The organism is Sphingomonas sp. GC_Shp_6, from assembly GCF_026540835.1.
In the GTDB taxonomy this organism is placed as follows: Bacteria; Pseudomonadota; Alphaproteobacteria; order Sphingomonadales; family Sphingomonadaceae; genus Sphingomonas.
In genome coordinates, this window is the sequence record NZ_JALNUO010000001.1 from 463,129 (window position 1) to 488,500 (window position 25,372).

At 70.2% G+C, this 25,372-nt stretch carries 19 protein-coding genes; 6 read left to right on the forward strand and 13 right to left on the reverse strand.

All coding sequences use genetic code 11. The features are described from left to right. Positions 1-6: 6 nt before the first annotated feature. Positions 7-408, reverse strand: coding sequence for a DUF4345 domain-containing protein (locus tag OXQ95_RS02400; RefSeq protein ID WP_242096312.1), 402 nt, complete (start codon positions 406-408; stop codon positions 7-9). Beyond that, positions 405-866, reverse strand: a complete 462-nt coding sequence (locus OXQ95_RS02405) for a DUF2721 domain-containing protein (protein ID WP_242096311.1) — start codon at positions 864-866, stop codon at positions 405-407. Before OXQ95_RS02405 ends, OXQ95_RS02400 begins: the two co-directional genes overlap by 4 nt. 77 nt (positions 867-943) lie before the next feature. On the opposite strand from OXQ95_RS02405, the gene OXQ95_RS02410 reads away from it, so the two are divergent. After that, on the forward strand, positions 944-2,020 hold the full coding sequence (locus OXQ95_RS02410) for a GNAT family N-acetyltransferase (RefSeq protein ID WP_267379029.1): 1,077 nt from the start codon (positions 944-946) through the stop codon (positions 2,018-2,020). Between the two features lie 38 nt (positions 2,021-2,058). On the opposite strand, the gene OXQ95_RS02415 is transcribed toward OXQ95_RS02410, so the two are convergent. After that, the gene (locus tag OXQ95_RS02415) at positions 2,059-3,168 is read right to left on the reverse strand and encodes an NADH:flavin oxidoreductase/NADH oxidase (protein ID WP_267379032.1); all 1,110 of its coding nucleotides are present in this window, start codon (positions 3,166-3,168) and stop codon (positions 2,059-2,061) included. A 145-nt stretch (positions 3,169-3,313) separates the two neighbouring features. On the opposite strand from OXQ95_RS02415, the gene OXQ95_RS02420 reads away from it, so the two are divergent. Next, positions 3,314-3,616, forward strand: a complete 303-nt coding sequence (locus OXQ95_RS02420; protein ID WP_242096308.1) for a putative quinol monooxygenase — start codon at positions 3,314-3,316, stop codon at positions 3,614-3,616. On the opposite strand, the gene OXQ95_RS02425 is transcribed toward OXQ95_RS02420, so the two are convergent. After that, on the reverse strand, positions 3,613-3,786 hold the full coding sequence (locus OXQ95_RS02425; RefSeq protein WP_267379035.1) for a hypothetical protein: 174 nt from the start codon (positions 3,784-3,786) through the stop codon (positions 3,613-3,615). The two genes, OXQ95_RS02420 and OXQ95_RS02425, sit on opposite strands and share 4 nt — an antisense overlap. A 39-nt stretch (positions 3,787-3,825) precedes the next feature. Next, complete coding sequence (locus OXQ95_RS02430) at positions 3,826-4,266, reverse strand: hypothetical protein (protein WP_242096306.1); 441 nt, start codon at positions 4,264-4,266, stop codon at positions 3,826-3,828. 181 nt (positions 4,267-4,447) lie between these two features. Between OXQ95_RS02430 and OXQ95_RS02435 the strand changes: the two genes are divergently transcribed. Further along, entirely contained in the window at positions 4,448-5,302 is an 855-nt protein-coding gene (locus OXQ95_RS02435) for a type 1 glutamine amidotransferase (RefSeq protein ID WP_267379038.1), read from the forward strand. Positions 5,303-5,325: 23 nt separating this feature from the next. Further along, complete coding sequence (locus tag OXQ95_RS02440; RefSeq protein ID WP_267379041.1) at positions 5,326-5,508, forward strand: hypothetical protein; 183 nt, start codon at positions 5,326-5,328, stop codon at positions 5,506-5,508. Positions 5,509-5,720: 212 nt separating this feature from the next. On the opposite strand, the gene OXQ95_RS02445 is transcribed toward OXQ95_RS02440, so the two are convergent. The 8 genes from OXQ95_RS02445 to OXQ95_RS02480 form a co-directional block, all read right to left on the reverse strand. Then, on the reverse strand, positions 5,721-7,649 hold the full coding sequence (locus OXQ95_RS02445) for an alpha-L-fucosidase (protein ID WP_267379044.1): 1,929 nt from the start codon (positions 7,647-7,649) through the stop codon (positions 5,721-5,723). After that, the gene (locus tag OXQ95_RS02450; RefSeq protein ID WP_267379047.1) at positions 7,646-9,463 is read right to left on the reverse strand and encodes a hypothetical protein; all 1,818 of its coding nucleotides are present in this window, start codon (positions 9,461-9,463) and stop codon (positions 7,646-7,648) included. Before OXQ95_RS02450 ends, OXQ95_RS02445 begins: the two co-directional genes overlap by 4 nt. Beyond that, on the reverse strand, positions 9,460-11,781 hold the full coding sequence (locus OXQ95_RS02455) for a GH92 family glycosyl hydrolase (RefSeq protein ID WP_267379050.1): 2,322 nt from the start codon (positions 11,779-11,781) through the stop codon (positions 9,460-9,462). The genes OXQ95_RS02450 and OXQ95_RS02455 overlap by 4 nt, the downstream gene beginning before the upstream one ends. Continuing rightward, positions 11,778-13,202, reverse strand: coding sequence for a glycoside hydrolase family 125 protein (locus tag OXQ95_RS02460; RefSeq protein ID WP_267379053.1), 1,425 nt, complete (start codon positions 13,200-13,202; stop codon positions 11,778-11,780). Before OXQ95_RS02460 ends, OXQ95_RS02455 begins: the two co-directional genes overlap by 4 nt. After that, a complete protein-coding gene (locus OXQ95_RS02465; RefSeq protein ID WP_267379057.1) occupies positions 13,199-15,718 on the reverse strand; it encodes a glycoside hydrolase family 3 C-terminal domain-containing protein in 2,520 nt (839 codons plus the stop codon). Before OXQ95_RS02465 ends, OXQ95_RS02460 begins: the two co-directional genes overlap by 4 nt. Further along, complete coding sequence (locus tag OXQ95_RS02470; protein WP_267379060.1) at positions 15,715-18,279, reverse strand: glycoside hydrolase family 2 protein; 2,565 nt, start codon at positions 18,277-18,279, stop codon at positions 15,715-15,717. Before OXQ95_RS02470 ends, OXQ95_RS02465 begins: the two co-directional genes overlap by 4 nt. Continuing rightward, positions 18,276-20,600, reverse strand: a complete 2,325-nt coding sequence (locus tag OXQ95_RS02475) for a family 20 glycosylhydrolase (protein ID WP_267379063.1) — start codon at positions 20,598-20,600, stop codon at positions 18,276-18,278. Before OXQ95_RS02475 ends, OXQ95_RS02470 begins: the two co-directional genes overlap by 4 nt. Before the next feature lie 195 nt (positions 20,601-20,795). Continuing rightward, positions 20,796-23,543, reverse strand: coding sequence for a TonB-dependent receptor (locus OXQ95_RS02480; protein WP_242096296.1), 2,748 nt, complete (start codon positions 23,541-23,543; stop codon positions 20,796-20,798). Between the two features lie 237 nt (positions 23,544-23,780). Here OXQ95_RS02480 and OXQ95_RS02485 point away from each other — a divergent pair, with 237 nt between their 5' ends. Further along, entirely contained in the window at positions 23,781-24,575 is a 795-nt protein-coding gene (locus OXQ95_RS02485) for a copper homeostasis protein CutC (protein ID WP_267379069.1), read from the forward strand. Between the two features lie 57 nt (positions 24,576-24,632). Next, positions 24,633-25,370, forward strand: coding sequence for a GntR family transcriptional regulator (locus OXQ95_RS02490; protein ID WP_267379072.1), 738 nt, complete (start codon positions 24,633-24,635; stop codon positions 25,368-25,370). Positions 25,371-25,372 lie beyond the last annotated feature (2 nt).

A 25,372-nucleotide genomic window follows, 5' to 3' on the forward strand; every position in this document is an offset into this window, starting at 1 on the left:
GATGGTTCAGCCCTGCGCGCGATAATGCCGCGCGAGCCGCCATTGCCACAGCATCAGCAGCGGCACCACGATCGTCTCCATGCCGAGCCCGAGCACATGCCCGCGCGACGGCACGCCGACCGCGAGCAGCGACACCGCGCGCGACAGCCCACCGACCACGATCAGCCCGCCGAGCAGGCGAAAGCGCGGGCCCTTCGTCTCGATCGCCGGGATGCAGCTGGCAAAGCCCAGGCCGGTCGCGAAGAAGATGCCCGAGATGTAGCGGAAATGGCTGTCCAGATCGCGCGGCACCGCCGCCAGGTGGCCGAACGGCGCGGGCCCGTGGACGATGCCCTGGCCGCCGACGACCAGCGGCAGGAGGCAGGCGACCGCGACGATGCCCTGCAGCAGGCGCTTCTCCATGGTCATCGCCGGTCTCTTTCAAGCAGTTCCTGCCGCACATGGATCGCGCGCAACGACACCCGCACCTCGACCATGAATCCGGTGAGCGCGGCGATCAGCAGCAGCATCGCCATGATGAAGGTGAGCGCGACGAACGTCCCGAAATGCAGCTTCGCCAGTTCGGCCACGAACAGCAGCACGACGACGATGCACGTCATCACCGCGCTCGCCACCGCGAGCGACAGGCTGGCGTTGATGATCGAGATCCGCCGGTCGAGCAGCCGCAATTCGCGGACATAGCGCTGGCGATCGGCGCCGGCCGCGCTCGGGTGGAGCTGTTCCAGCGCGCGGGCGCGGTCGATCACGCGCGACAGCCGCCCGGCCAGCACGTTCAGCAACGCGCCGATGCCGGCCAGCATGAACACCGGCGAGAGCGAGAGCGAGATCGTCTGCGCGATCGTGGAGACGGCGGGAAGCGTGGGCATGATGGCCCGGTTTGCCGCGCCCGCCCGGCACGGGCAAGCGGAACCGGTTGGTAAGGTCGGGCGGTTAACGCGGGATCGTGAACGCGCCGCTGTCCCTCGCCGCCTTCGTGCGCCTGCCGCCGGTGCTCCGCGCCGAATTCGTCGACGGGCTCGCCGCCGGGATCGATGCGGTGGCCGAGACGGCGGCGCCGACGCACCGGTTCCTGCGCTACCAATGGTTCGCCGGTGCGATCGCCGCCTATGGCGGGCATCCGCGCACCCTGAGCGTTGCTGAGGACGGCGTGCCGGTGCTCGCGCTGCCGTTCGTGGGACTGGGCCCCGGGGTGCTGCGGCTGTCGGCGGTGCCGGGCAGCTATTGGCCGTTTCGCAGCTTTCCGGTCGCCGACGGCGTGACGCCGCCTGCGTTCGAGGCCGCGCTGGCGGTGCTCGCGAGGGCGGTGAACGGGCTGCGCATCGGGCCGGTCTATGACGGCGATCCGGCGGCGGACGGGCTGATCGCGGCGGCGCGCGCGCGGGGCTGGGTGGCGCTCGACCGGTTCGTCGCGGAGAGCTGGCTACTGGAGATGGGCGAGGATTTTCCGCGCGGATCGACGCTGCGCAAGAACCGCTTCCACGAAAAGCATCTGGCCGCGCACGGCGCGCTCGACTGGCGCTTTCTGGCGGGCGCGGACTGGCCGGCGGCGTTCGCGGACCTGGCCTCGATCGAGCGCAGGAGCTGGATCGCGGCGCGCACCGACGGCCGCGACGCCAAGTTCACCGACGATGGCCATGGCGCGTTCTGGGCCGCGGCGGCGGGCGATCCGGTGCTGGCCGCGATGTTCCGCGCCGCGCTGCTCACGGTCGACGGCGCCCCTGCGGCGTTCAGCTTCGACCTCGATGCCGGCGCGCTGCGCTATGCCATCGCGAACAGCTATGACCCGGCGTTCGCCAAACATTCGCCAGGCAAGCTGCTCTATTACCGCAACCTCGTCGCAGCAAAGGCGGACGGGACGGAGCGGATCGACTGGGGCGCGGGCGACAGCGGCTACAAACAGGTGATCGGCGCCGAGCGCGGCCCGGCGATCCGCGACTGGCTGCTGCTCCGCCCCGGACTGCCCGCGTTGCTGGGTCCGCTGATCGGGCGCTGGTGGCGGCGCAGCGGGCAGGGCGGTTAGAGCAGGACATTGGCTTGATCGGATCAAAGTAACGGCGTTCAATCCCCCGTCGCGAACAGATCCTTGTACTGCCGCGGCTGCGAGCGGAGATATTGATCGGGCGCCGTCACGTGCGCGCCGAGATGCGCCGCGGCGTGCCAGGGCCAGCGCGGATCGTAGAGGATGGTGCGCGCCAGTGCGACCAGATCGGCGTCGCCCGTGCCGATAATTGCCTCGGCCTGTTCGAAATCGGTGATGAGCCCGACCGCGACGACCGGGATGCCCACCGCCTGTTTCACCGCGCGCGCCGCGGGCACCTGATAATTGGGGCCGACCGGGATGGCCTGGGCGGGATCGAGCCCGCCGCTGGAGACATGGATCGCCGCACATCCCCGCGCCTCCAGCGCTTGCGCGAAGGCGACCGTCTGTTCGACGTCCCAGCCCCCCGCCACCCAGTCGGTGGCCGAGACGCGCATCGTCACCGGCCGCTCGGCCGGGAAGGCCGCGCGCACCGCATCGAACACCTCGAGCGGGAAGCGCATCCGGTTTTCCAGGCTGCCGCCATAGGCGTCGTCGCGCCGGTTGGAGAGCGGCGAGAGGAACTGGTGCAGCAGATAGCCATGCGCGCCGTGCAATTGCACCGCATCGATCCCCAGCCGCGCCGCGCGCCGCGCCGCCTCGGCAAAGGCCTCGCGGACCGTCGCCATGCGTTCGGGCGTCATCGCATCGGGCGCATGATCGCCGGGTGCGAAGGCAGTGGCCGAGGGCGCTTCGGTCTGCCAGCCGTCGTCGGAACCGGGCGCGATCTGCGCGCCGCCGCGCCACGGCACTTCGCACGACGCCTTGCGCCCGGCATGCGAAAGCTGGATCGCGATCGGGATCGGCGACCAGCGGCGGATGCTCTCCAGCACCCGCGCCATCGCCGCCTCGGTCTCTTCGTCCCACAGCCCCACATCGCCATAGGTGATCCGCCCTTCGGGCACGACCGCACTCGCCTCGATCGTGAGCACGCCCGCGCCCGACAGCGCGAGCTGGCCGAGATGGATCAGGTGCCAGTCGGTCATCCGCCCATGGTCGGCGGAATATTGGCACATCGGCGCGATGACGATCCGGTTGGCGAGGTGAAGGCCACCCAGATCGAGCGACTGGAACAGGGCGGGACCGGACATGATGAAACCTTTGCGTTGGGCGTGCCTCTAAAGCCGCCACGGGTGCGAAAGGTTGCCGGCGGGCGGCGGGGGCCACCCATCGCAACGGCCTTGCCACCGCAGCGAAGCGGGCGCACGACGCCATCTTCAGCCAAGGAGAGAAACGATGCCCGTCAAGGTGGTTGCGCTCGTGTCAGTCAAGCCGGACGCGGATGACGCGTTCGTCGCCGCGGCGAAGATCTGCGTCGCGGCGTCGCGGGCGGAGGCCGGCGTTCTCCATTACGAGCTGTGGCGCGAGACCGATGGCGAGCGGCGGTTCGTCTTCAACGAACTCTACACCGACGATGCCGCGGTCCAGCAGCATATGGCATCCGACCATTTCAAAGCGTTCGGCCTGGCGGCACGCGACCTGGCGGCGGCGCGCCCCACCATCATCGTCACCCACCCGGTGGACGTCGCGGACGGCTAGGGCGTCCGTTTTCCTTTGGGCGGCAAGCCGCTGGTCTTCGCGACCGCCGCGAAATGCTCGGCCAGGTCGATATGCAGCGCCGCCACGGACTCGATCGGGGAAGCGACGGCGGCGGCCACGTGCCGGGCCGCCTCTGCCCTCGGGTCGTCGATAAAGGGGGATCGGGGCATCGGGCTTCCTTCGGGTGCGGGTGACGGCCGGCGCGCGCGTCAGCCCGAACCGGGATGCTCCGCGTCGGTGGCTTCCATGCCTTCCACCCCGGTCATGCCGGTCGCTTCCGCCGCCGCTATGCCGGAGGTGTCGATCACCTCGATGTGCCGGCCATCGGCCGTGATCTCACGCGGATATTCGGCGGCGGTATCCTGGTCCGGCCCCGTCGGGCCGGGCTTGGGTCCGGTCTCGCCCGTCGCGGCCCAATCGCCACCGTCGCGCACCATGTCGTTCGGCGAATCCTCCGTTTCGGGGCCCGCATCGTCGCCGCCGTGATAGCCGAGGCCGGGGCGATCCCCGTCGCCATCCTCCTGCACGCCGCGATAATTGCCGCCGCCGCTTTCGCCGCCGGCACCGCGCCCGCCCGGATCGCTGAAGCCATCGGGCATGTTCTCGCTGTCATTGCCGCCACTGACGGGCGTCGGCACCTTGCTGCTCATGTCGATCTCCTTCGCGCGTACCAACGAGCGAACCGCCGCTTAAGGCCAATCGACCGCCGCCGTCATCGGCAACCCAGGTGTTCGCCCCCGCGCAAGCCCGTGGAGCGAACCGGCAAGCGGACCGTTCCCCTGCGACCCGCGCGGATCATGGGATCCCCGCGCGCTATCAAGCGAGTAGCCTGTGCCGAACTATCTGGTTGCGCAAAGCGAGTTGCCCGAGGAGCGCGATGCGCGCCGCCGCAACGCCGGCAAGAGCGCCGGCGAAACCTACAAGGCGACACTCGCCCAGCTCGCGCCGGAAGCGACGATCGCCATCGCGTCGCCCGCAGACGAGGATGCGCCGCGCTTCGCGGCCGAGGATCTGACCGGTTACGACGCGGTGTTCCTCACCGGATCGCCGATGCACGTCTATACCCGGAACAGCGCGGTCGATCGCCAGCTCGCCTTCATGCGCGCGGTGTTCGCATCGGGCGTGCCGTCGTTCGGGTCGTGCGCCGGCCTGCAGGTCGCGGTGGCGGCGGCGGGCGGCACGGTGCGCAAGATGCCCGAGCGGATGGAGGCCGGCATTGCGCGGCGGATCGTCGCGACCGAAGAGGGTCGATCGCATCCGCTGCTGGCCGGCCGTCCGGGCGCCTGGGATGCGCCGGCGATCCATGGCGACGAAGTCGAGGACCTGCCACCCGGCGCGACGCTGCTGGCGGGCAACGGCGTGACCGCGGTGCAGGCGGCTGAGATCCGGTTCGAACGCGGGATCTTCTGGGGCGTCCAATATCACCCCGAACTGGCGCTCGGCGAGATCGCCGTCGCGTTGCGGGCGCAGGCGGCGGATCTGGTCGCGGCGGGGCTGGCCGACGCGCAGGCCGATGTGAACGCCCGTGCGGACGATCTGCTGGCGCTGCACCGCGATCCCGGCAGCCGGGCCCTGCGCTGGAAGCTGGGCGTCGACGCCGAGTTCGCCGAGGAACGGTGGCGGCGACGGGAGATCGTGAATTTCCTCCGTCATGCGCCGATGCTGCGGCAGCGCGCCTCGCGCTGATCGGGGGTGGGAGAGGGCCCGCGATGGCGCTTCACTTCATCGGCTTTCGCGGCGACGAATATGTCCGTGCCGTCCGCGTCTTCGGTCCGCCCGATTTCATCCACCGCGGCTGGGATCGCTGGGCCAAAATGGAGGTGATGCCCGGCGACGTGGCGATCTTCGCGCGCGGCACGTTCGAGGACGAGCCCTCGGTCTTCTCCGTGTGAGGCGCGTGAAACCCGCGTCCTATTGCCGGATATACCGGAAATACGAGATTTCATGCATCAATGAAGCATAAGTACATGTTGTTTTTTGAGCGTATTGCCATGGCATGCTAGCTATATTTCTACGCTGTAATCACGGGGTAGGCACGGTCGCCAATCTCGCTGCGTCGCCGCCGCCGATCCCCATCTGGCGTGCTAGGCATCGCGATCGCCGCTTATTGCCGCAAGCGCACCGGCGCGCGCGTGAACGCGCCGAGCTCGGCGATCGCGAGCCGGGCGGCCGGCACCGCGACCGCGTCGAAGCGCAGCCGCAGGAAGCGCGCGGCGCGGGGTTCGGCGAAGGCGATGCGCTGCGTGGCGAGTGCATAGGCGATGTTGGGGAACTCGCCCGTCGCCGCCACCGACCAGTGTTGCCCGTCGCCGCTCGTCTCGGCCACATAGCCGCGGGGCGGGGCCGCGCCCGTCATGACCGCGCGGCTCGGCGTCAGCTTGAACCCGGCGAGCGCCACCGTCACGCCCAGATCGATCGTCACGCTCGCCGGTGCGCCCGGCGTGGGTGCGGGCACCACCCAGGCCGTGGCCGTGTCGCCGTCGATGAGCCGGTGCGCCTCGCCGCCCGACGCCGCCGCGATCGACCAGCCGGCGCTTGCCAGCACGCCCGGATCGCTGATCCGCGCCACCGGGACAGGCGCGGGCGCCGCCTGGCGGAACAGGGCGATTTCGCTGATCGCGGGGCAGACGGGTGCCGCGAGGATGCGCAGCCGCAGCCGGCGCGGCGCGATCGGACGCGGCAGGCGGATCATGCGCTGCGCGCCGATGCCGTCATGCTCCGCGAGCGTCTGCCAGCGGCCGTCGATCTCGGCATCGACCGCGAACCGCGTGACGCGCGCGCCGAGCGGCAGATATTCGCGCAGGCGGACGAGATCGAAGGTGCGCCCCGGCGGCAGATCGAGCACGAGGCTGGGATCGGTCACGCCGTCGGGCGTCGACCAATAGCTCTCCCGGTCTCCATCGAGCACCCTGGCGGCGGCGAACGCGCTGCTGCGCTCGGCGCTCGCCTGCGCCACCGCGCCCGCGGCCAAATCGGTCGCGAAGGTTGTCCGCATCGCCGTGCCGAACGACGTGAGCGCGGCGCAATCGGGATCGGCGATCCGTCCGCGCCGATCGGGCGGGATGTTGAGATTGAGGTTCGTGCCGCGGCCGACCGATTCGTCGTAGAGGCGGATCAGCCGGTCGGGGCTCTTCACCCGCGCATCCTCGTCGGGGTGGTAGAACCAGCCCGGCCGGATTGACACGTCGGTTTCCGCGGGCCACCAGAGCGGTGCGCCGCGCACCCCCGAATTGCCCTCGGCCTGGACATAGGGATGGTCGGGCATGGTCGGCCAGCAGGGATCGCCCGCCACGCCATCCTCGTTGCCGACCCAGCGTATGTCCGAGCCCAGAGGATCGAAGGTACAGGCCATCGGCTGGTGGCGGTGGACGAGCGCGACGATCGACGGCCAGTCATAATAGCGCGGCGCGTCGATCTTGCGCGTCTCGCGCGCGCCGCCATAATAGCCGTCGCCGCCATTCGCGCCGTCGAACCAGAATTCGAACAACGTGCCGTAGCGCGTGCACAGTTCGACCACCTGCTTGCGATAATATTCGACATAGGCAGGGCGGCCGTAATCGGCATGGTTGCGGTCCCAGGGCGAGAGATACAGGCCGAAGGCGAGGCCCGCCCGGCGCACCGCGCGCTCCATCTCGCCGACGATATCGCCGTGACCGTTCCTGTAGGGCGAATGGCGGATGCAATGGTCGGTCAGCATCGTCGGCCACAGGCAGAAGCCATCATGATGCTTGGCGGTCAGGATGATGCCGGTAAGGCCCGCCGATTTCGCCGCCGCCACGATCTGGTCGGGATCGAAGTCGCTCGGATCGAACAGCGCGGGGCTTTCGTCCCCATAGCCCCATTCCTTATCGGTGAAGGTGTTGATCGAGAAATGCACGAAGGCGTAGCGTTCGCGCCGATGCCACGCCCATTGCCGTGCCGACGGGGTGGCGCCCCAGGGGGCAGGCGGCGCGACCGCGGGCCGGCCGGTGACGGGCGCGGCGGTGAGCGCGAGGCCCGAGGCGACGAGGCTGCGGCGGGTCAGGTCGGTCACGGTGTCGTTCCTTCGGGAATGAGCCAGGTCTCGGCGATCTGATGGCCGCGCCCGCTGCCGCCGAGGCCGGGCGGACGGCTCCACGCCAGATCGAGCGTACCGCCCGCGGTCAGCGCGTGCGGGATCGCGACCTCGAAGGTTTCAGGGTTGGCGCGGCGGGCGCGGAACGGGTGAAGCGCGACGCTGCCATTGGCGACGAGCCGCATCGGCAGCGCATAATCCTCCCCCGCCCAGGCCGCGACCAGCCGATAGCCGCGGGCGGGATCGAGCCCGGTATAATGTAGCCGCAGCGGCGCGTCGTAGAGCGTCTCGGCATAGCTGATCTCCGACAGCCGCCAGCCGTCCGCTGGCGTGCGGTCGGCGATGCCGTCGATCGCGGTGGCGAACCCCTGCGGATCGGCGGCGAGCCCGGTGCCGCGAACCAGGTGTGGTTCGTGATCGGGATCGCCCAGATCGTCGTAGAGTGCGCCTTCGCGTGCGCGCGCGTGATCGGCCAGGTCTGCGAGCGCCGCCGGGTCGCCTCGCGCGGCGGCAATGCGCGGGGCAAGCCATGCGCGATCGTCGAGCGGCACATCGGCACGGTCGAGATTGGCGCCGCGCTCGGTCCCCGACGCGCCGTAGAGCGGCACGCTGAGCTGGAGCCGCGCTTGCGCATAGAGCCGGGCCGCCAGCGCGAAGAGCCGCGTGCGCAGCACTTGCGCTGCGTCGCCATCGGGGGTCGCGTACGCCGCGATCGCCGCATCCGCATCGCCCCGCGCGAGCGCCGTTGTCGCGGCGGCATCGCGCGCGCGCGCTGCGATCAGCCGCACCCGTACGAGCGCGTCATAGTTGGCGCGGTAGCCCAGACTGTCCGCCTGCCAGCCGGTGCCGCGCAGCGCGTCCGCCAGCGCGCGGGTCTGGTCGATACCCGCATTCCGGGCCGGATCGCCGACCCAATCGCGCTCGAGCGCCATTGCGAGCGCGCCGGCCCGCGCGTCGCCCATGACGACGCGGCCATAATCGGCCATCAGCGCCGCGGGATCGGCACCCGGCGTCCAGCCCAGCCGCATCCACAGATATTGGTTGGCATCGTCGTTCACCCCTTCCGAATAGGTGACGAACCCGCGCGACAGGGGAGCGAGGCGGCGGAAGATCGCGGCGAAGGCGATCGGGCGCGGATCGATCGGTTCGCGCCCTTCGCTGAGCGCGAAGGCGGGATGCCAGCGATCGACCGGGAATTGCGCGTGCATCGTGTGCGCGATGTCCGGGTAGAGCTGCAGCGGATAGCGCACGGCGTCGTCGGACACCGGCGCGATGACCTGCACGCCGCTGGCGCCCCACAGGGCGAGATCCTCGGTGCGGCGGCGGAACATCGCCAGCGTCCACGCATCATAGCTGTTGTTCTTCGCACGGTAGCCGATCTGCGTCAGCCGGGCCGGATAGGCCGGTGCCGCGTCCACCTGCGCGCCCATCGCCAGCGTGCCGGGCCCGCGCCATGCGCGCAGCGCCCAGCCGGCGCCGTAGACCAGCCCGCGCGTGCCCTGCGCCGCGATCACCGTGACGGACCCCAGCCGCCGGACGGCATAGCCCTCGGCGGATCGCGATACGGGCGCGGCATCGCGCCAGCGCGCGCGCAACGCTCGCGGCAGGGCCGCCGCGACCTTCGCCGTGCGAGCGACGAGCAGCATCCGCCGGCAACGTCCGCGCGGGATCGGCCGCCCGCGCCGCTCGTCCAGCCGCGCCGCCAGCAGATCGGCCGCGACGTGGCCGCCCGGCCCCGCGACCACGCAGTCGAACCGCGCCGTGCCCGCCAGCAGGAGCGCGGCGGCGATCATCCCGGCCGATGGCCGAAGGACGGCGGCCGATCCGCGTGCACGCGCCCGAAGCCGAGATTCGGCGCCGTGCCCATCACGAAGCGCAGCGTGCCGCCGCGCACCAGATCGGCATGCGCGATCCAGCTCCGCGTCCACGGGGCGCCGTTCCACGTCACCGCCTGAACATAGGGCGTCGCGGCGGTGTTGCCCGGCGCATCGATCACCAGCCGCCGTCCGTCGCCCACCTGCACCTCGGCACGTTCGAACGCCGGGCTGCCGAAGACATAGACCGCCTCGACCGGATCGACCGGGTAGAAGCCGAGTGCGGAGAAGACGAACCACGCGCTCATCTGGCCGCAATCGTCGTTGCCGATGATGCCGTCGGGCGCATTGGCGTACATCTCGGTGCACAGCCGCCGCACTATCGCCTGCGCCTTCCACGCCGCGCCCACATAGGCATAGAGATAGGCGGCGTGCTGGTCGGGCTCGTTGCCGTGCGAATATTGGCCGACGAGCCCCGATATGTCGGGCGGTGCGTTGGCCGGCAGCGTCGAGGGCGCCGCGAACAGCGCGTCGAGCTTCGCCTCGAACGCCGCCTCGCCGCCCATATGCGCGATCAGGCCGTAGATGTCGTGCTGGTTCAGGAAGGTCGCCTGCCAGCCATTCGCCTCGGTATAGTCGCGCCACCAGGGCTTGGGCATGTGGCCGAGCTGGACGGGATCATAGGGCGTCCACCAGCGGCCATCGGCGAAGCGCGGGCGGGCAAAGCCGATCCGTCCGTCAATGACGTTGCGCCAATTGCCCGACCGCCGGACCAGCCGCTCGGCGTCCGCGCCCGCACCCGCCGCGCGTGCCAGATGCGACGCGGCCCAATCGTCATAGGCATATTCCTGCGTGCGGCTCACGCTTTCGAACACCCGATCAGCGGGGACATAGCCGCCCGCGTCGTAAAGCGCGCGGCCGAGGCTGTTGTCGCGATCTGGGGCGGCGAAATCGAAGCTGCGGCGACGGATTGCGGGCCAGGCGGCGGCATAGTCGGCGGGGATGCCCTTGGCCTGCGCCTCGGCGAGCGGCACGACGCCGTGCCAGCCGATCATCGTCGCGGTCTCCTTGCCCTGCAACGGCCAGACGAGCGGCCCGAGCGGCGACTGCGTCGTCTGGCGGATCAGGTCGTCGATCAGGCTCTTGGCGCGTTCGGGCGCGATCAGCGTCAACAACGGATGGAGCGCGCGGTAGGTGTCCCACAGCGACCAGGTGCTGTAGGCGGCACCGCCCGCGGGCACGCGCCCGACGCTGCCGTCGAGCGCCGGGTAGCGGCCGTCGCGATCCGACACCAAGGTCGGCGCGAGCGTCGCGTGGTAGAGGGCGGAGGCGAGGATCACGCGCTGGTCGTCGCTGCCGCCGGTGACGCGGATGCGGCCGAGCACCGCCTCCCAGCGGCGCCCGGCGGCGCGGCGCACCCGGTCGAAATCCCAATGGCCGGCATCGGCCGCCAGGTTCGCGCGCGCGCCGCTCCCATCGACGGCGGAGAGGCCGCAACGGATCAGCAGCGGCGCCGCGCCCGCATCGTCATAATGCAGCACCGCCTTCAGCCGGCGGCCCTCGACGCGCCTTGTGCCCGCGGGCCGTTCGGCATCGTCGTCGCCATAGAAGGTCACCCGGTCGGGCGCGCGCGAGCATTGCAGCGCGAAGAAGATGCGGCGGCCCTTGGCCCAGCGGAACACGCGCCGGCCGCCGGTCAGCGTGCCGTCCGCATCGATCGCGAGATGCGCCTCGTCGATCAGTGGCTGCGTGTCCGAGGCATCGAGCACCAGGTGCGACAGATCGATCAGGACGTGACCGGGCCCCGCTGGAAAGGTGTGGCGGTGCCAGCCGGTGCGATCGGTGACGCTCAGTTCGGACCGCACGCCGCTCTGCAGCGCCACGCGGTAATAGCCGGGCTCGGCGAACTCGGCGGTGAAACGCTGGCGATAGCCCGCGCCCGGATCGGCGAGCGTGCCCGGCACGAGCTTCACCGGCCCCCGCGTCGGCACGACCAGGATGTCGAGCATGTCGCCGATGCCCGTGCCCGACAGATGCGTGTGGCTGAACCCCATGATCGAGCCGTCGTCGCGGTGGTAGCCCGAGCACGCGTCCCAGCGCTCGACATCGGTATCGGGCGACAATTGCACCATGCCCCAGGGCAGCGTGGCGCCGGGATAGGTGTGGCCGTGCCCGCCCGTGCCGACGAAGAGATTGGGCGCCGCCGGTGCCGGATCGCGCGTCGCCGCGCGCGCGGCGACGGGCAGCGCGAGCGCCAGTGCGGAGGATTGCAGCAGGCGGCGGCGGCCGATCCTCATACGAACGACTCCAGCAGATGCGGCCGGGCTTCGGCCAAGCGCACGATCAGCTCGCCGAACAGTCCGTTGGCCCAGGCGAACCAGGGGCGCGTGAATTTGGCCGGATCGTCCATGTCGAACGCCTCGTGGACGAAGCCGGTATCGGCATCGGTGTCGCGCAACAGGCGCAGGCACGCGCGGACCGTGGCGTCGTCGCTGGCGGAGAGCGCGCGGACGATCAGCGACATCGGCCAGATATAGCGGCGCCCGACATGCGGGCCGCCGATTCCTTCGGCCGCGCGGCCGCGGAAGAACCAGGGATTGTCACCGCTCCACGCCGCCGCCGCGGTCGCGCGCCAGAGCGGATCGCGATCGTCCACGCAGCCGAGATGGGCGAGCCCCGACAGCGACGGCACGTTCGCATCGTCCATGAACGACGCGTTGCCATAGCCGTCGACCTCATAGGCCCAGACCGTCCGCCCATCGGGCAGCCGCATCGTGCCATACGCCTGCAACGCCGCCGCGACTTCGTCGGCGAGCGCGATGGCGGCGGCGGCGAGCGCCGGTTCGGGCCGGGCGTCGCGCGCCAGCACCGCCAGTTCGCGCAGTGCCGTCACCGCGAACAGGTTGGCGGGGATCAGGAACGGATAATCGCACGCATCGTCGGAGGGCCGGAAACCCGAATGGATCAGCCCGATCCGGCGCGTCGGGCGGCCATAGCCGCCGAGCAGCGTCTCGGTCGGCTCGGGGGCGCTGCGGCGGAACCGGTAGGGGCCGTCGCTACCTTTGCGCTGTTGCTCGCGAAAGGTGCGCAGGATGGCTTGCGCCGCCGCGGTCCAGGTGGAGTCGAACGGGCGCGGATCGCGCGTCGCCTGCCAATAGCCATGCGCAAGGCGGATCGCGTAGCAGAGCGAATCCACCTCCCATTTGCGCTCCGCGACGCCTGGCTTCATCTCGGTATCGTCGTGGAGCGCCCAGGAGAGCGTGGTCCGCGCCGCCGAATCCTGCATGAAGGCGTTGGCATAGGGATCGATCAGGATCGACCGGGCGTGGCGCGCGATCAGCCCGCGCACCAGCATCGCCAGCCGAGGATCCTTGCGCAGCAGCGGCAGATAGGGCGCCATCTGCGCCGCGGAGTCGCGCAGCCACAGGCAGGGGATGTCGCCGGTGATGACGAAGCTGTCGGTCTCGCCCGCCGCGAGCACGGTGGTGTCGAGCGTGTTGGGCCAGGCGTTGGCGAACATCCAGGCGAGCTTCGCATCGCCGATCCGCTGCGACACATGCCCGATCGCCCGCTCCACCGCGGGGCTGACGAAGCGGCGATCGCCGATGGCCGGCCGCCGCGAGACGAAGCGGGGTGCCGTGGCCAGCGCGGGTGCCGCGGCGAGCGCCAGGCCGCCGGCGAGTATGGTGCGCCGCTCGAGCATCGCGAAATCGCTCATCGCGGCAGCACCACCGCGGCGCCGGTCAGCGTGACTTCGCTCCATTGCCCGGCCCCGTCGCCCGGCTGGCCGCCACCGATCCAGATCCGGTAGCGGCCCGGCAGCACGCGCCGCGTGCCGTCGCGGTCGACGCTCGCCAGCATTCGCGGATCGAGCGTGAGCGTGACGTCGCGGGCCTCGCCCGGCGCCAGCGTGATGCGCGCGAACGCGGCGAGCTGGCGCTGCAACACCGGATCGGTCAGCCTCGGCCGCGCGTCGCCCGCGGGGGGAACGACATAGGCCTGCACCACCTCGTCGCCTGCGCGCGCGCCGCGATCGGCGACGCGCACGCGGACGGTGACGGGTGCTCCCGCAATCCCGCCGCGCGCCGCCGCGCGATCATAGGCGAAGCGCGTATAGCTGAGCCCGTGGCCGAAGCCCCAGAGCGGGGTGCCGGTGAAATAGCGGTAGGTCCGCTCCTTCATGCCATAATCGACGAAGGCGGGCAGGTCGCTCGTTGCGCGGTAGAGCGTGACGGGCAGGCGGCCCGACGGGTTGCTCGCGCCCGCCAGCGTGTCGGCGAGCGCGGTGCCGCCCGCCTCGCCGGGATACCAGAGCGCGAGGATCGCGTCGGCGTCTGCGGGATCGACCGCCACCGCGCTGCCGCTCGCGAGCACCAGGACGACGGGCTTGCCCGTGGCGCGCAACGCCGCCGCCAGCCGCCGCTGCGGCGCGGGCAAGGCGATGTCGGTGCGGTCGCCGCCGACGAAGCCTGGCACCTGCACGGGCAGCGCCTCGCCCTCCAGATCGGGGGACAGGCCGGCGACCAGCACCACCACGTCCGCCGCCTTCGCTGCCGCCACCGCCTCGGCCAGCAGCGGCTCGGCGGGTGGCAGCCACAGGAGGCGGATGCTCTCGTCTTCGCTGCGATGATCGAGATCGAGGATCAGCGGCTGCGGCGTGCCGTCGCTCTCCACCTCCATCTCGACCCGACCCTTGGGAAGCGGGCCGTCGTGCAGCAGCCGCCCGCCCAGCCGCAGCGTCGCGCGGTCATGGACGGTGCAATCCTTCCAGCATTGCGCCTGATCGATCACCAGCCGGTAGCGGCCCGGTCCCGGCGGCGTGAACTGCGCGGTCCAGCGCGCGCGCCAGCCGGTCGTGGGCACGCCCGGCGCCGGCGCGGCGCGGGCGAGATTGCGGTCGATCCGCGGCTCGTTTCGCGTCAGCAAAGTGCGGTCGCCGATGCTATAGGTGGCGGTGAGGTCGCGCAGCGCGGTTCGCGGCATCACCACGGGCGCGCCCTCGGCCAGCACCGAACCCTGCGCATAGCGCACCTGCGCGAAGCGCGCCGTCAATCCGTCGAGCGGCGTGACCGGTGCTGTAGCGGTGCCGTGATAATTGCCCTCGAGCACGCCCAGATCGTCGGCATCCGCGCCGATCACCGCCAGCCGCGTGGCGGGCTTCAGCGGCAGCAGGCCGTGCGCGTTCTGGAGGAGGACGATCGCCTTGCGCGCCGCCTCCAGCGCGACCGCGTGGTGGGCGGGCGTGGCTACGTCCGACGGCGCGATCCGCGACCAGGGCGAGGCCGCACCGAACGCGATGCCCAGATCGCGGCGCGCGGTCAGCAATTTCGTCAGCGCCGCATCCACCGCCGCCTCGCCGACCAGGCCGCGCGCCACCGCCTCGGGCAACGCGGCATAGCTGCTGCCGCAATTGAGATCCGTGCCGCCCGTCAGCGCCGCCGCTGCGGCGCCGGCCGCATCGGGGCGATAATGATGAAACAGCGCGATATTGGCGACCGCGTCGCAATCGGACACGGTGAAGCCGGCAAAGCCCCAGTCCCGCCGCAGCCGGTCGATCAGCAGCGACGGCAGCGCGCAGACCGGCGTGCCGTGAACCGCATTGTACGCGCACATCAGCGAGCGCGCCTTGCCCTCGGTCACCGCCATGCGGAACGCGGGGAAATAGGTCGCCTCCAGATCGTGCGGCGAGGGATCGGCGTCGAACCCGTCGCGCCCCGCCTCGGGACCGCTGTGCACCGCAAAATGCTTGGGGGTCGCGATCACCTTCGGGTGGCGCGGGTCGGGCCCTTGCAAGCCGCCGATGAACGCCACCGCCAGCCGCCCCGTCAGATAGGGATCCTCGCCATAGGTTTCCTGCCCGCGCCCCCAGCGCGGATCGCGGAAGATGTTCACATTGGGCGACCAGATCGTCAGCCCTTCGTAGAGCCGCCGGTCGGCGCCCGCCGGCCTCGCGTTGAACTTCGCGCGCGCCTCGGTCGCGACCACGTCGCCGACGCGCGCCAGAAGGTCCGGGTCCCAAGTCGCCGCCAGCCCGATCGCCTGCGGGAAGACGGTCGCCGGGCCGTTGCGCGCCAGCCCGTGCAACCCCTCGTTCCACCAGTCATAGGCGGGCAGGCCCGCGCTGGCGTCGGCGGGCGCGCTCGACTGGAGCTGGGCGGCCTTCTGATCGATCGTCATGCCGGCGATGGTCGCGGCGATCGGGTCGGCGGCCTGGGCGAGCAACAGCCAGATCATCGCGCGAGACTCCGCAAGGTGAGCGCGGCGGCGAGCGCTGCGGGCGGCGCGTCCGAACGGACCGTCAGCGTCACGCGTTCGCCGGGCAGCAGGTCGAACCCGTTATCGGAGGGATGCGCCGAAACCGTACCGAAATCGAGCATCACCGCGCGGGCGAGCCGCCGGGTCGACACCGTCACCCGGTCGCCGTCCCAGCTCGCGGTGAGGCCGGGATCGGGATAGGCCATGTCCTTGGGCGGCATGCGCTCGACGATGGCGCGGCTGATCGGACGGCCGCCCACCAGCAGCTCGGCGACCGCATAGCTGGCGTCGGGCGCGGCGGCGCCGAACAAGGCGGCATCGTCGAGGCGCGCCACCTCGGTCGCGGCGAGCGGCGCCAGCGCCACCGGCGCCTCGCGCGTGGCGAGCACCGCGCCGCCCATGGCGCGCGCGGTGATCCGCCACGTCGCAGCGATCGGCGCGGTCGCGTCCGAGACCAGCACCACGCGCGTCGCGCCGCCGACATGTTCGGCGACGATCGCCTCGGGCGCGAAGAAGCGGCGCGCGGCATAATGGAGCAGCTTCCACCGGCCATACCAGTCGATGCCCGACCAGGAGATGCCCGGCCACACGTCGTTCAACTGCCAGTAGAGCGAGCCCATCGTCACCGGCCGGCAGGCGCGGTGGTGCAGCGCCGCCATCGCGATCGCCTGCGCCTGATCGACCTGGGTCAGATAGACGAAATCGGCGAAATCGCGCGCCGGGCGCAGCCGCTGATCCAGATAGAATTGCAGCCGCGCATTGCCCTCGCCGTCGAGGAAGCGCTGATGTGCCTTCATCACCGGGCTGTCGGGCGTCAGCGCGCCGTCGCCGGCGAAGGCGCGGATCGTCGCCATCACCGGCATCGCCTGGAAGCCATATTCGGACATGAAGCGCGGGCAGGAATCGAGATACCGCTCGACCGGCTTCGAACCCGACCAGACGTCCCAGAAATGCCGGTCGCCATTCGCGTCGGTATCGATCGGCGCCTCATAATCCGTCGACGGCGAGTTGTTCCAATAGGGCGTGCCCGGCGCATTGCGCAGCACGGCATCGCGCAGCACCCGATCGAACAGCACGGCCATGCCGGTGCCGATCCGCTCCTGCGCGTCCGCACCGATCGCCGCCTTATACGCCTTGCGGTCGCTCCAGTTCGCCCAGCCAGCGAGGATCTCGTTGCCGCCCGACCACAGCACGATCGCGGGATGCGCCTGCAACCGCGCGACCTGCTCCTCCGCCTCGACGGCGACATTGGCGCGGAAGGCGGGATCGGGCGGCGTCACCGAACCGCCGAACATGAAATCCTGCCACAGCATCAGACCCATCGCGTCCGCGGCGTCGTAAAAGGCGTCGTCCAGATAATAGCCGCCGCCCCACACCCGGATCATGTTCATGTTGGCGTCGCGCGCGTCGGCGAGCAGCGCCTGCATCCGCTCGGGCGTGACGCGCGTGGGAAATTCGTCGAACGGGATCAGATTGGCGCCCTTCGCGAAGATCGGCCGGCCGTTGATCCGGAACCCCAGCCCGCCGCCGTCGCGCATCAGTTCGACCGTGCGCAGCCCCGTCCGGCGCTCGGCGCGATCATCGTCACCCGCCGCGACCGCCACGCGGTAGAGCGGCTGCGCGCCCGATCCGGCGGGCCACCAACGCTGCGGGTGCGCGATGGCGAGCGGGATGGCGACATGGTTCAGCCCGGGCGCGAGCGTCACCATCCGCTGCGCCTTCACGGTGCGCCCCGAAGGACCAGTGACGGTCGCCGCGATCCGGCGCCGCTCCATGCCGTCGGCGGCGATGTCGATCCGCGCAGAGATCCGCGCCTCGGCGTCGTTCAGCGCCTCCTGCTCGATGCGCAGCGTGTCGATCCGCGTCGCATCCCAGGCCTCCAGCCGCACCGGCCGCCACGCGCCGATCGCCACGATCCGCGGGCCCCAGTCCCAGCCATATTGGTATTTGGGTTTGCGGATATAGGGCGAGGTCTGCCGCCCCTTGGGCTCGTCGCCGAACATGCTGTCATATTCGCCGGGCAGCGGGTGGGGATCGGCTAGCACCATCGGTTGCAGCCGCTTGATCGGCGATGCGATCGCGATCGTGACGAGGTTCGCGCCGACATGGAGCGCCGGCTTCGCGTCCAGCCGCCAGCGGCGATGCGCGTTGTCCGCCACCAGCATCGCGCGGCCGTTGACGCTGACGGTAGCGAAGGTGTCGAGCCCGTCGAATACCAGATCGAGGTGGCGCCGCGCGAAGAGCGCCGGCGTCACCATGATCGTGGTACGCCATTGCCAGCCCGCCAGCCCCATCCACTGGATCGCGCCCTCGTTGCGGCCGACATAGGGGTCCGGCACGCGGCCCGCGGCGATCAGGTCCTGCTGGACGCTGCCCGGCACGGTGGCGGCGAACCACTGGGCTTCGCGCGGATGCGTCGCCACCGCCGGATCGGCAGGATCGAGCCGCACCTGCCAGCCCTGGTCGAGCGCGACCACCGTCTTGGGCGCGGCGACGGCCGGCGCCGCGACCGCCAGGAACGCGGCGAACAGCCACCTCATCGGCGACCCTCGACCAGTTGCACGCGTTCGACGGTGTAGAACGGGTCCGATAGCGGCGAGGTGAACTGGAAGCAGATGTCCGCGTCCTTCGCCATCCGCGGCAGCGTGCCGGCAAAGGCGAAGCGCTGCGGTGCGGTCGTGGGATCGGGCAGCGCGAACAGCCCCGCGGCGACGGGCCGCGCGGTCTTGTCGCCCGCCGCCCGCGCCTTCGCGGCCGCTGCGCACCCCACCTGGACCAGCAGCTCGCCATGCGCGGTGACCGCATAATGCGCGCGCAGCGCCGATGCGTCATGCGCGAGGCCGTAGTTGCGCGGCAACCGCGCGATCTCGACGCGGTAGCCGGTCGCGATGTCGAGCGGCGCGTCGGGATAGCGCGTGCAGGTGTCGAACAGGTTGATCGCATAGGCAGGGGCGCTCGCGGTCGCATCCGCCGCCAGCGGCACGCGCATGCCGATCGCCCCGGCCGGACAGGCGGTCAGCTCGGCGCTGCTCCGTGACAGCAGTGCGGCACGCCCGGCATCGAAGCGGCGCGGGGTCGCGGTCGCGGCGCCGGCCGCGTCGAAGGCGGCGGCGCGCAGCACGGCGCCCGGCCGCAGCGGGATCGTGCTGGCATAGGCCGCCGATGTCGCACTCGGCACGCTGCCGTCGACGGTGTAGCGGATCGTCCCATAACCCGATTGCGTGGCGAGCGTCACCGGCACCACATTCTTGCGCAGCGCATCGCCGGGCGTGCCGACCAGCGTGAAGCCGACCGCGAACGCGCTGTCGGCGACCGTCATGCCCGCACGGGTCCAGCGTTCGCCCTGCCGGTGGACGCGCGGCAGGAAGCCGGCCCAGTCGCGCGCGGCCTTGGGCGACCAGGTGATCTCCGCGAGCGCGGCGGCGCGCGGAAACAGCTTGTGCTGCACCTCGGCCGGGGTGACGAGCAATTCGCTCCACGCATTGCCCTGCGCGCCGAGCACATGCGCCGCGCCCGCGCCCGCGATCCCGGGGGGCATCGGATCATAGGCATAGACGGCGGCGAGCGTGTAGATGCCGAACCGGCCCGGCGGCTCGTCCGTCCGGTCGCTTTGCAGATGATCGAGATAGAGCGGCCCGTCGGGCGACAGGACGACGTCATGGCCCTGATTGGCGGCGTCCACCGCGCCCTTCTCGCCGCGCCACGACATCACCGAGGCGGAGGGCGGCAGCCCGCCCTCCAGGATCTCGTCCCAGCCGATCAGCCGCCGGCCCTTGGCCTCCAGATACCGGCCGAACTGTTCGATCATCCAGCTTTGCAGGCCGTCCTCGTCCTTCAGGCCCAGCGCCTTGATCTGTGCCTGGACGGTGGGGCTGCGCTCCCACTGGTCCTTCACCGCCTCGTCGCCGCCCAGATGGATATAGGTGCCGGGGAAGATCGCCATCAGCTCGTCGAGCACGTCCTTCACGAACGCGATGCCCTTGGGGCCGGGATCGAACAGATAGGGATTGACGCCCCAGTCATGTCCCACGGCCGGCCGGTCGCCGGCCACGCCCAGTTCGGGATAGGCCGCGACGAGCGCCTGCGCATGGCCCGGCAGATCGACCTCGGGCACGATCATGATGCCGTGCGCCCGGGCATAGGCGACGAGCCCGCGCAATTCGGCCTGCGTGTAGAAGCCGCCCACCGGCGCGCCCGGTGCGCCGCCGGTGGAGGGCGGCGTCCGCCAGCCGCCGATCGTCGTCAGCCGGGGATATTTGCGAATCTCCACGCGCCAGCCCTGATCGTCGGTCAGGTGGATGTGCAGCGTGTTGAGCTTTACCGCCGCCATCTGGTCGACGATGTCGCGAAGCACGCCGATCGGCTGGAAATGCCGCGCGACGTCGATCATCAGGCCGCGCCAGGCGAAGCGCGGCGCATCCGCGATCGTCACCGCGCCGATCGTCACCGGCCGTCCGATCGCGGCATCGGGGCTGGCGAGCTGCGCCAGCGTCATCGCGCCCCAGATCAGCCCCGCATCGCCCGACGCCGCGACCGTGATGCCGGCGGGGGTGACCGTCAGCCGATACGCTTCGGCGCCGCCGATGCCGGCGTCCCGCACGAACCGGATCGGTGCGTCGCCGGAAGCGGGAACGAGCGCGAGGCCGCGTTGCGCCTGCATCTGTTCGACGAACAGCCGCGCCGCATTCGCGGCACCGGTGTCGCCCGCCGCCGCCGCGACGCGCTGCCCCGCCGCGATCGTGAAGCCGCCGGCTGCGGGCGTGATCGCGGCGGGCAGCGGGACGAGCGGCAGCGGATCGGCGGCGATCGCAGCGGAGGGCAGGGCAAGGGCCGCCAGCGCAAGCCGGAATCTAACGGGCAAGGCATTACTCCTCATGGGATCACGACGCTGTGTAGGCGGTGTCGCTGACCGGCGGAAACCGGTTTCGCCGACAAAAGGGCGCCGCCCGCGGCACGAGCCGAGGCGGCGCAGGAGGATGCCGGACGCGATCGCGGGCGGCATCCGCAGGAGAGGGGAAGCGCGGGATCCGGCCATGCCATCGTCCCGTGCCATGCGTCACATCCGGAACGTGGCGGTGAGCGCGAACAGCCGGCCGTTCTTGTATAGCGCATCCGGCGCCGACGGCGTGCTGCTATATTGGTAATAGGTCTCGTCGAGCAGGTTCGACGCGCTCGCGGTGAGCCGGATCGCCTTCGTCAGATAATAGCTCGCCGAGAAATCCAGCTCCCGGTAGGAATCGGTGTAGTTGGACGCTTGCAGGCGGCCAAAGCCGTAGAAATATTTTGACCGGTAATTGTAGCTGACGCGCGCCTGGAACGGCCCCTTCTCGAAATAGGGGATGATGTTGTAGGTGTTGCGCGACAGATAGGGCAGCCCTTGGCCCGACACGCCGGTATCGGCGCTGGCGAAGGTGTAGTTGGACTGGATGCCGAAGCCCCAGATCAACGAGGTCTGCGCGGTGACCGAGAAGCCCGTCACCGTCGCCTTGCCGCCATTCACTGGCCGCGAGACATTGTAGGTCAGCGTCCGCCCGGTGAGCTGGTTGGTGATCGACTGATCGTAGGTCTGATTGCCGATATAGTTCGAGATGTCGCGGTAGAAGAATTCGCCCGACAGATAGCTGGCTGGCGCGAAATACCATTCGGCCGACACGCCGAAATTGGTGGCGGCATAGGGCTTCAGATCGGGATTGCCGCCGCTGCCGGTCGCGGTCGTGTCGTCGAGCGACAGTGATCCGGCCAGATCGCTGAACCGCGGCCGCGCGATCACCTTGGCCGCCGCGGCGCGCACCACGACCTGCGACCCGATGTCATAGGCGATGTTGAAGGCCGGCAGGAACCGGTCGTCGTTGCGCGGCGCCACGACGAACTGCGTGGCGTTGTTCGAGGTGAGATAATAATAGGACGTATCGCGCGTGCTGACGAAGCGGCCGCCCAGATTGCCGTGCAGATGGCCGGTCGCGAAATCGAGCTGGGCATAGCCGGTGATGATCCGCTCATCCACCTTGAAGTACGAACCCGTGTCGAGCGACCGCGTGACGTTCAGCGTGCCCGGCGCGTTCAGCGCGGCGATCGCATTGGCCTGCGTCAGCGTGGCATAGGGCGTGCCGTTGCCGGTGGTCGTCAGGCCGTCGAAGACGCTGCTGTCCAGCGTGTACGACCCAAGATCGGCCAGTGTGAACAGATTGTTCGTGAAGGTGGCGCCACCATAGGTGGTCTGCTGGTTGTTGTGCTGGCTGCCGCGCACGCCGAGCCACAGCTTGCGCAAAAAGCCGTCGCCGAGATCGCGCGCGATGTCGAGCTGGCCGAAGCCTTCCTTGTCGACCGTGTTCTCGGCGCTGGTGATGCCGCCGATCTGCGCGCCGTAGAAGCCCGCGCCGTTCGTCTTGGCGAGGACCGCGGGCTCGGTCTGCAGGCTCGATTCGGCGGGCGAGGTGCTGATCCACTGGCTGCCGTCGCTCGCGGGATTGTCCCAGTTGAGATAGGTGTTGCGCCCGTTCGCCCCCACGGTGAAGCCCTGCCGCGTGCGGAAGTTCAGCAGATATTCCGGATCCTTGCCGCCGGTGGCGCGGGTGTAGCCGACATTGCCGGTCACCTTCCAATTGCCCGGGTTCCAGTCGTACAACAGGGTGTAGCTGTCGTTCTTGATCCGGGTGCGGCGGAAATTGGTGTCGAGCTCGCCCATCCAGGTGCTGCTGGTGCTCGGCTGTGCGGCGAACGTGGCCGAAGTGATGAGGCCGTTGCTGATCGTCGCCGCCTGGAGCTGCGATCCGCGCGTGTTGTAGCTATATTCGGAATTGCTGAAATTGTCGTAATTGCCGCGGATGACGATCACGTTGCCGGTCAGCGTCAGATTGTCGGCTGGCTTGAACTGGACGGTGCCGGTAAAGCCCAGCCGCTGGCGCTCCTGCTGGAAATATTCGTGCGCCAGATAGGCGGGCAGCCGCGCGGTCTGCAGATCCTGGATCGATCCGCCGGTGATCTTGGCCGATGGGTTCTGCAGCACGAGATTGCCGCCGGCGTCGGTGGTCGTGAACTGGCTGCCGGTCAGATAGCCATAAACGGCGACGCCGGCGCGCGCGAGATTTTCCTTGTTGTAGTTGACCGAGCCCAGCACCGCGAACGTGTCGTCGGCATTGTGCCAGCTATAGAGCGCGGAGCCGCGGAAATTGGTGCTGTCCGACCGGTCGTTATAGTCGGCGCCCGCGGTCGCGGTGATCGTGCCGGGCTTCAGATCGAGCGGCTTGCGGGTGACGACGTCGACGGTGCCGCCGATGGCGCCTTCCTGAAGCCGCGCCTCGGGCGTCTTGTAGACGATCGCCTGGCTGATGATCTCGGGCGAGAGCAGCGAATAGTTGAAGGTGCGGCTCGAACGGTCGCCGGGATTGCCGCCCCAGTCGGCCGAGGCGATCGAATGGCCGTCGATCAGGATGCGATTGAGCGCGGGCTCGACGCCGGCGATCGAGACCTGCTCGCCTTCGCCGAACTGATGGTCGACGGTGACGCCCGGCAGATGCGACAGCGATTCGGCGACGTTCGTGTCGGGAAACTTGCCGACATCCTCGGCGCTGATGACGTCGACGATGGCGTTGGTGCTGCGCTTCGTCGCGATCGCATCGCTCAGGCTCTTGCGGATCCCGGTGACGACGATGTCACCCTTGCCGTCCGTGTTCGCTTCCGGCGTGGGATCGTCGACGGCCGCGGTCGCGGCGCCGCTGCCGGCCTGCTGGGCGAGAGCCGGTGCCGCCACGCAGCACAGGGCTGCGGGGGCCGCCACGCGGCACAATGCGGTGGTCAGAGCCAAGTGCAATCGCAACGTCATAACAATCCCCCCTCGTCGCCGCCGCCCCATGCGTCGGCACTGGTCGTCGCTTCCCTGCAATCATCGGCCGGTGGGCCGCTCGCATCTCTCCCGGCATCGATGCCGCCTTCGGGATGCTTCGAACTTGGTATATGACCAATTGCAGGCCAATCAATCTTTTTTTGCAGATTTGTGTCGGCTGGGGAAATGTGGTGTGAATTGAGCGGAAGGGGGGCATCCATGGCGCATGACGAAGGGGCAGGGAGCGATCCGCACGCCGATCGGTCGCGGGCGAAGCGCGCTTCCGGCTTTCTCGAGATCTGCGTGGATTCGCTCGTCAGCGCACACCGTGCGATCGCCGGCGGCGCCGATCAGATCGAGCTCTGCTCGGCGCTCGCGCTCGGCGGGCTGACGCCGTCGCAGGGTCTGGCAGAGGCGGTGCTGGCGGTCGCGCGGCCGGCGGGCGTCGCGGTCCGCGCGATGGTGCGGCCCCGCGCGGGCGATTTCGCTTATGACGCCGACGAGATGGCGATCGCGGCCGGCGAGGCGCGTGCACTGCTCGCGGCGGGCGTGGACGGGCTCGTCTTCGGCGTGGCACGGCACGGCGCAATCGACTGGCCGGCGATGAACCGCTGGCGCGACGGGGCCGGGGCTCCGCACATCACGCTCCACCGGGCGATCGACACCGTTGCCGATCCGGTCGGAACCGTGGCGGAGGCGGTGGCATCAGGCATCGACCAGATCCTCAGCTCGGGTGGGCAGCCGCGCGCCATTGACGGTATCGCCACCCTGTCGGCCATGGCGGAGCGGGCGGAGGGGCGTTGCCGCATCGTCGCGGGCGCCGGCGTCGATCCCGGCAATGCGCGGCTGTTCGTCGCGGCCGGCCTTCGCGCGCTGCACGCGACCGCCCGATCGAACGGCGGGCGGACGACCGCCACCGTGCCCGATCCATTGGGGTTCGGGCTGGCCTTCGCCCCGGCGGACGAGACGATCGTAAGAGCATTGCGCGAGGAAGTTGATAATGCCAATATATGACAAATGCGGCCAATCGCGGTCGTGGCTGCAGGATCTTCGGGGGGAGTTTGCCGCGTCGTGACGTTTGCATCGCGCATCGGGCCGATGGTGCCAAGCGATCCCGCGCCGCTCTACGTCCAGTTCGCGCGGCTGTTGCGGGAGGCGATCGCGGGCGGTGTGCTCGAGGAAGGCGCCGCGCTGCCTGCGGAGCGCGACCTGGCAATCGAATTCGGCATTTCGCGCATCACGATCCGCAAGGCGATGGCCGAGCTGGTCGAGGAGGGGCTGCTCGTGCGCCGGCGGGGCGCGGGCACGACGGTGTCGCGCCGGATCGAGAAGAGCTTCGCGCGGATCTCGTCCTTTTCCGAGGACATGATCGCGCGGGGCCGGTCGCCGAGCAGCAGCTGGATCTCGCGCGCGGCGGGGCTGGTGATGCCGGAGGAGGCGATGCAGCTCGGCCTCTCGCCCGGCGCGCCGGTCCTGCGCTTTCACCGCGTCCGCCATGCCGACGAGATCCCGATGGCGCTGGAATTCTCGACGATCCCCGGCTGGTGCCTGCCCGGCATCGAAGACGTCACCGATTCGCTCTACACCGCGCTCGACGCGACGGGTCACCGGCCGACGCGCGCGCTGCAGCGGCTGCGTGCGGTGCCGGTGCTCGGCAACCATGCGCGGCTGCTCGGCATCGACCCGGGCAGCCCCGGTCTGCTGATCGAACGCTGCGGCTTCTTGCGCGACGGCCGCGCGGTCGAGTTCACCCAATCCTTCTACCGGGGCGACGCCTATGATTTCGTCGCCGAACTGACGGACCTGTGATG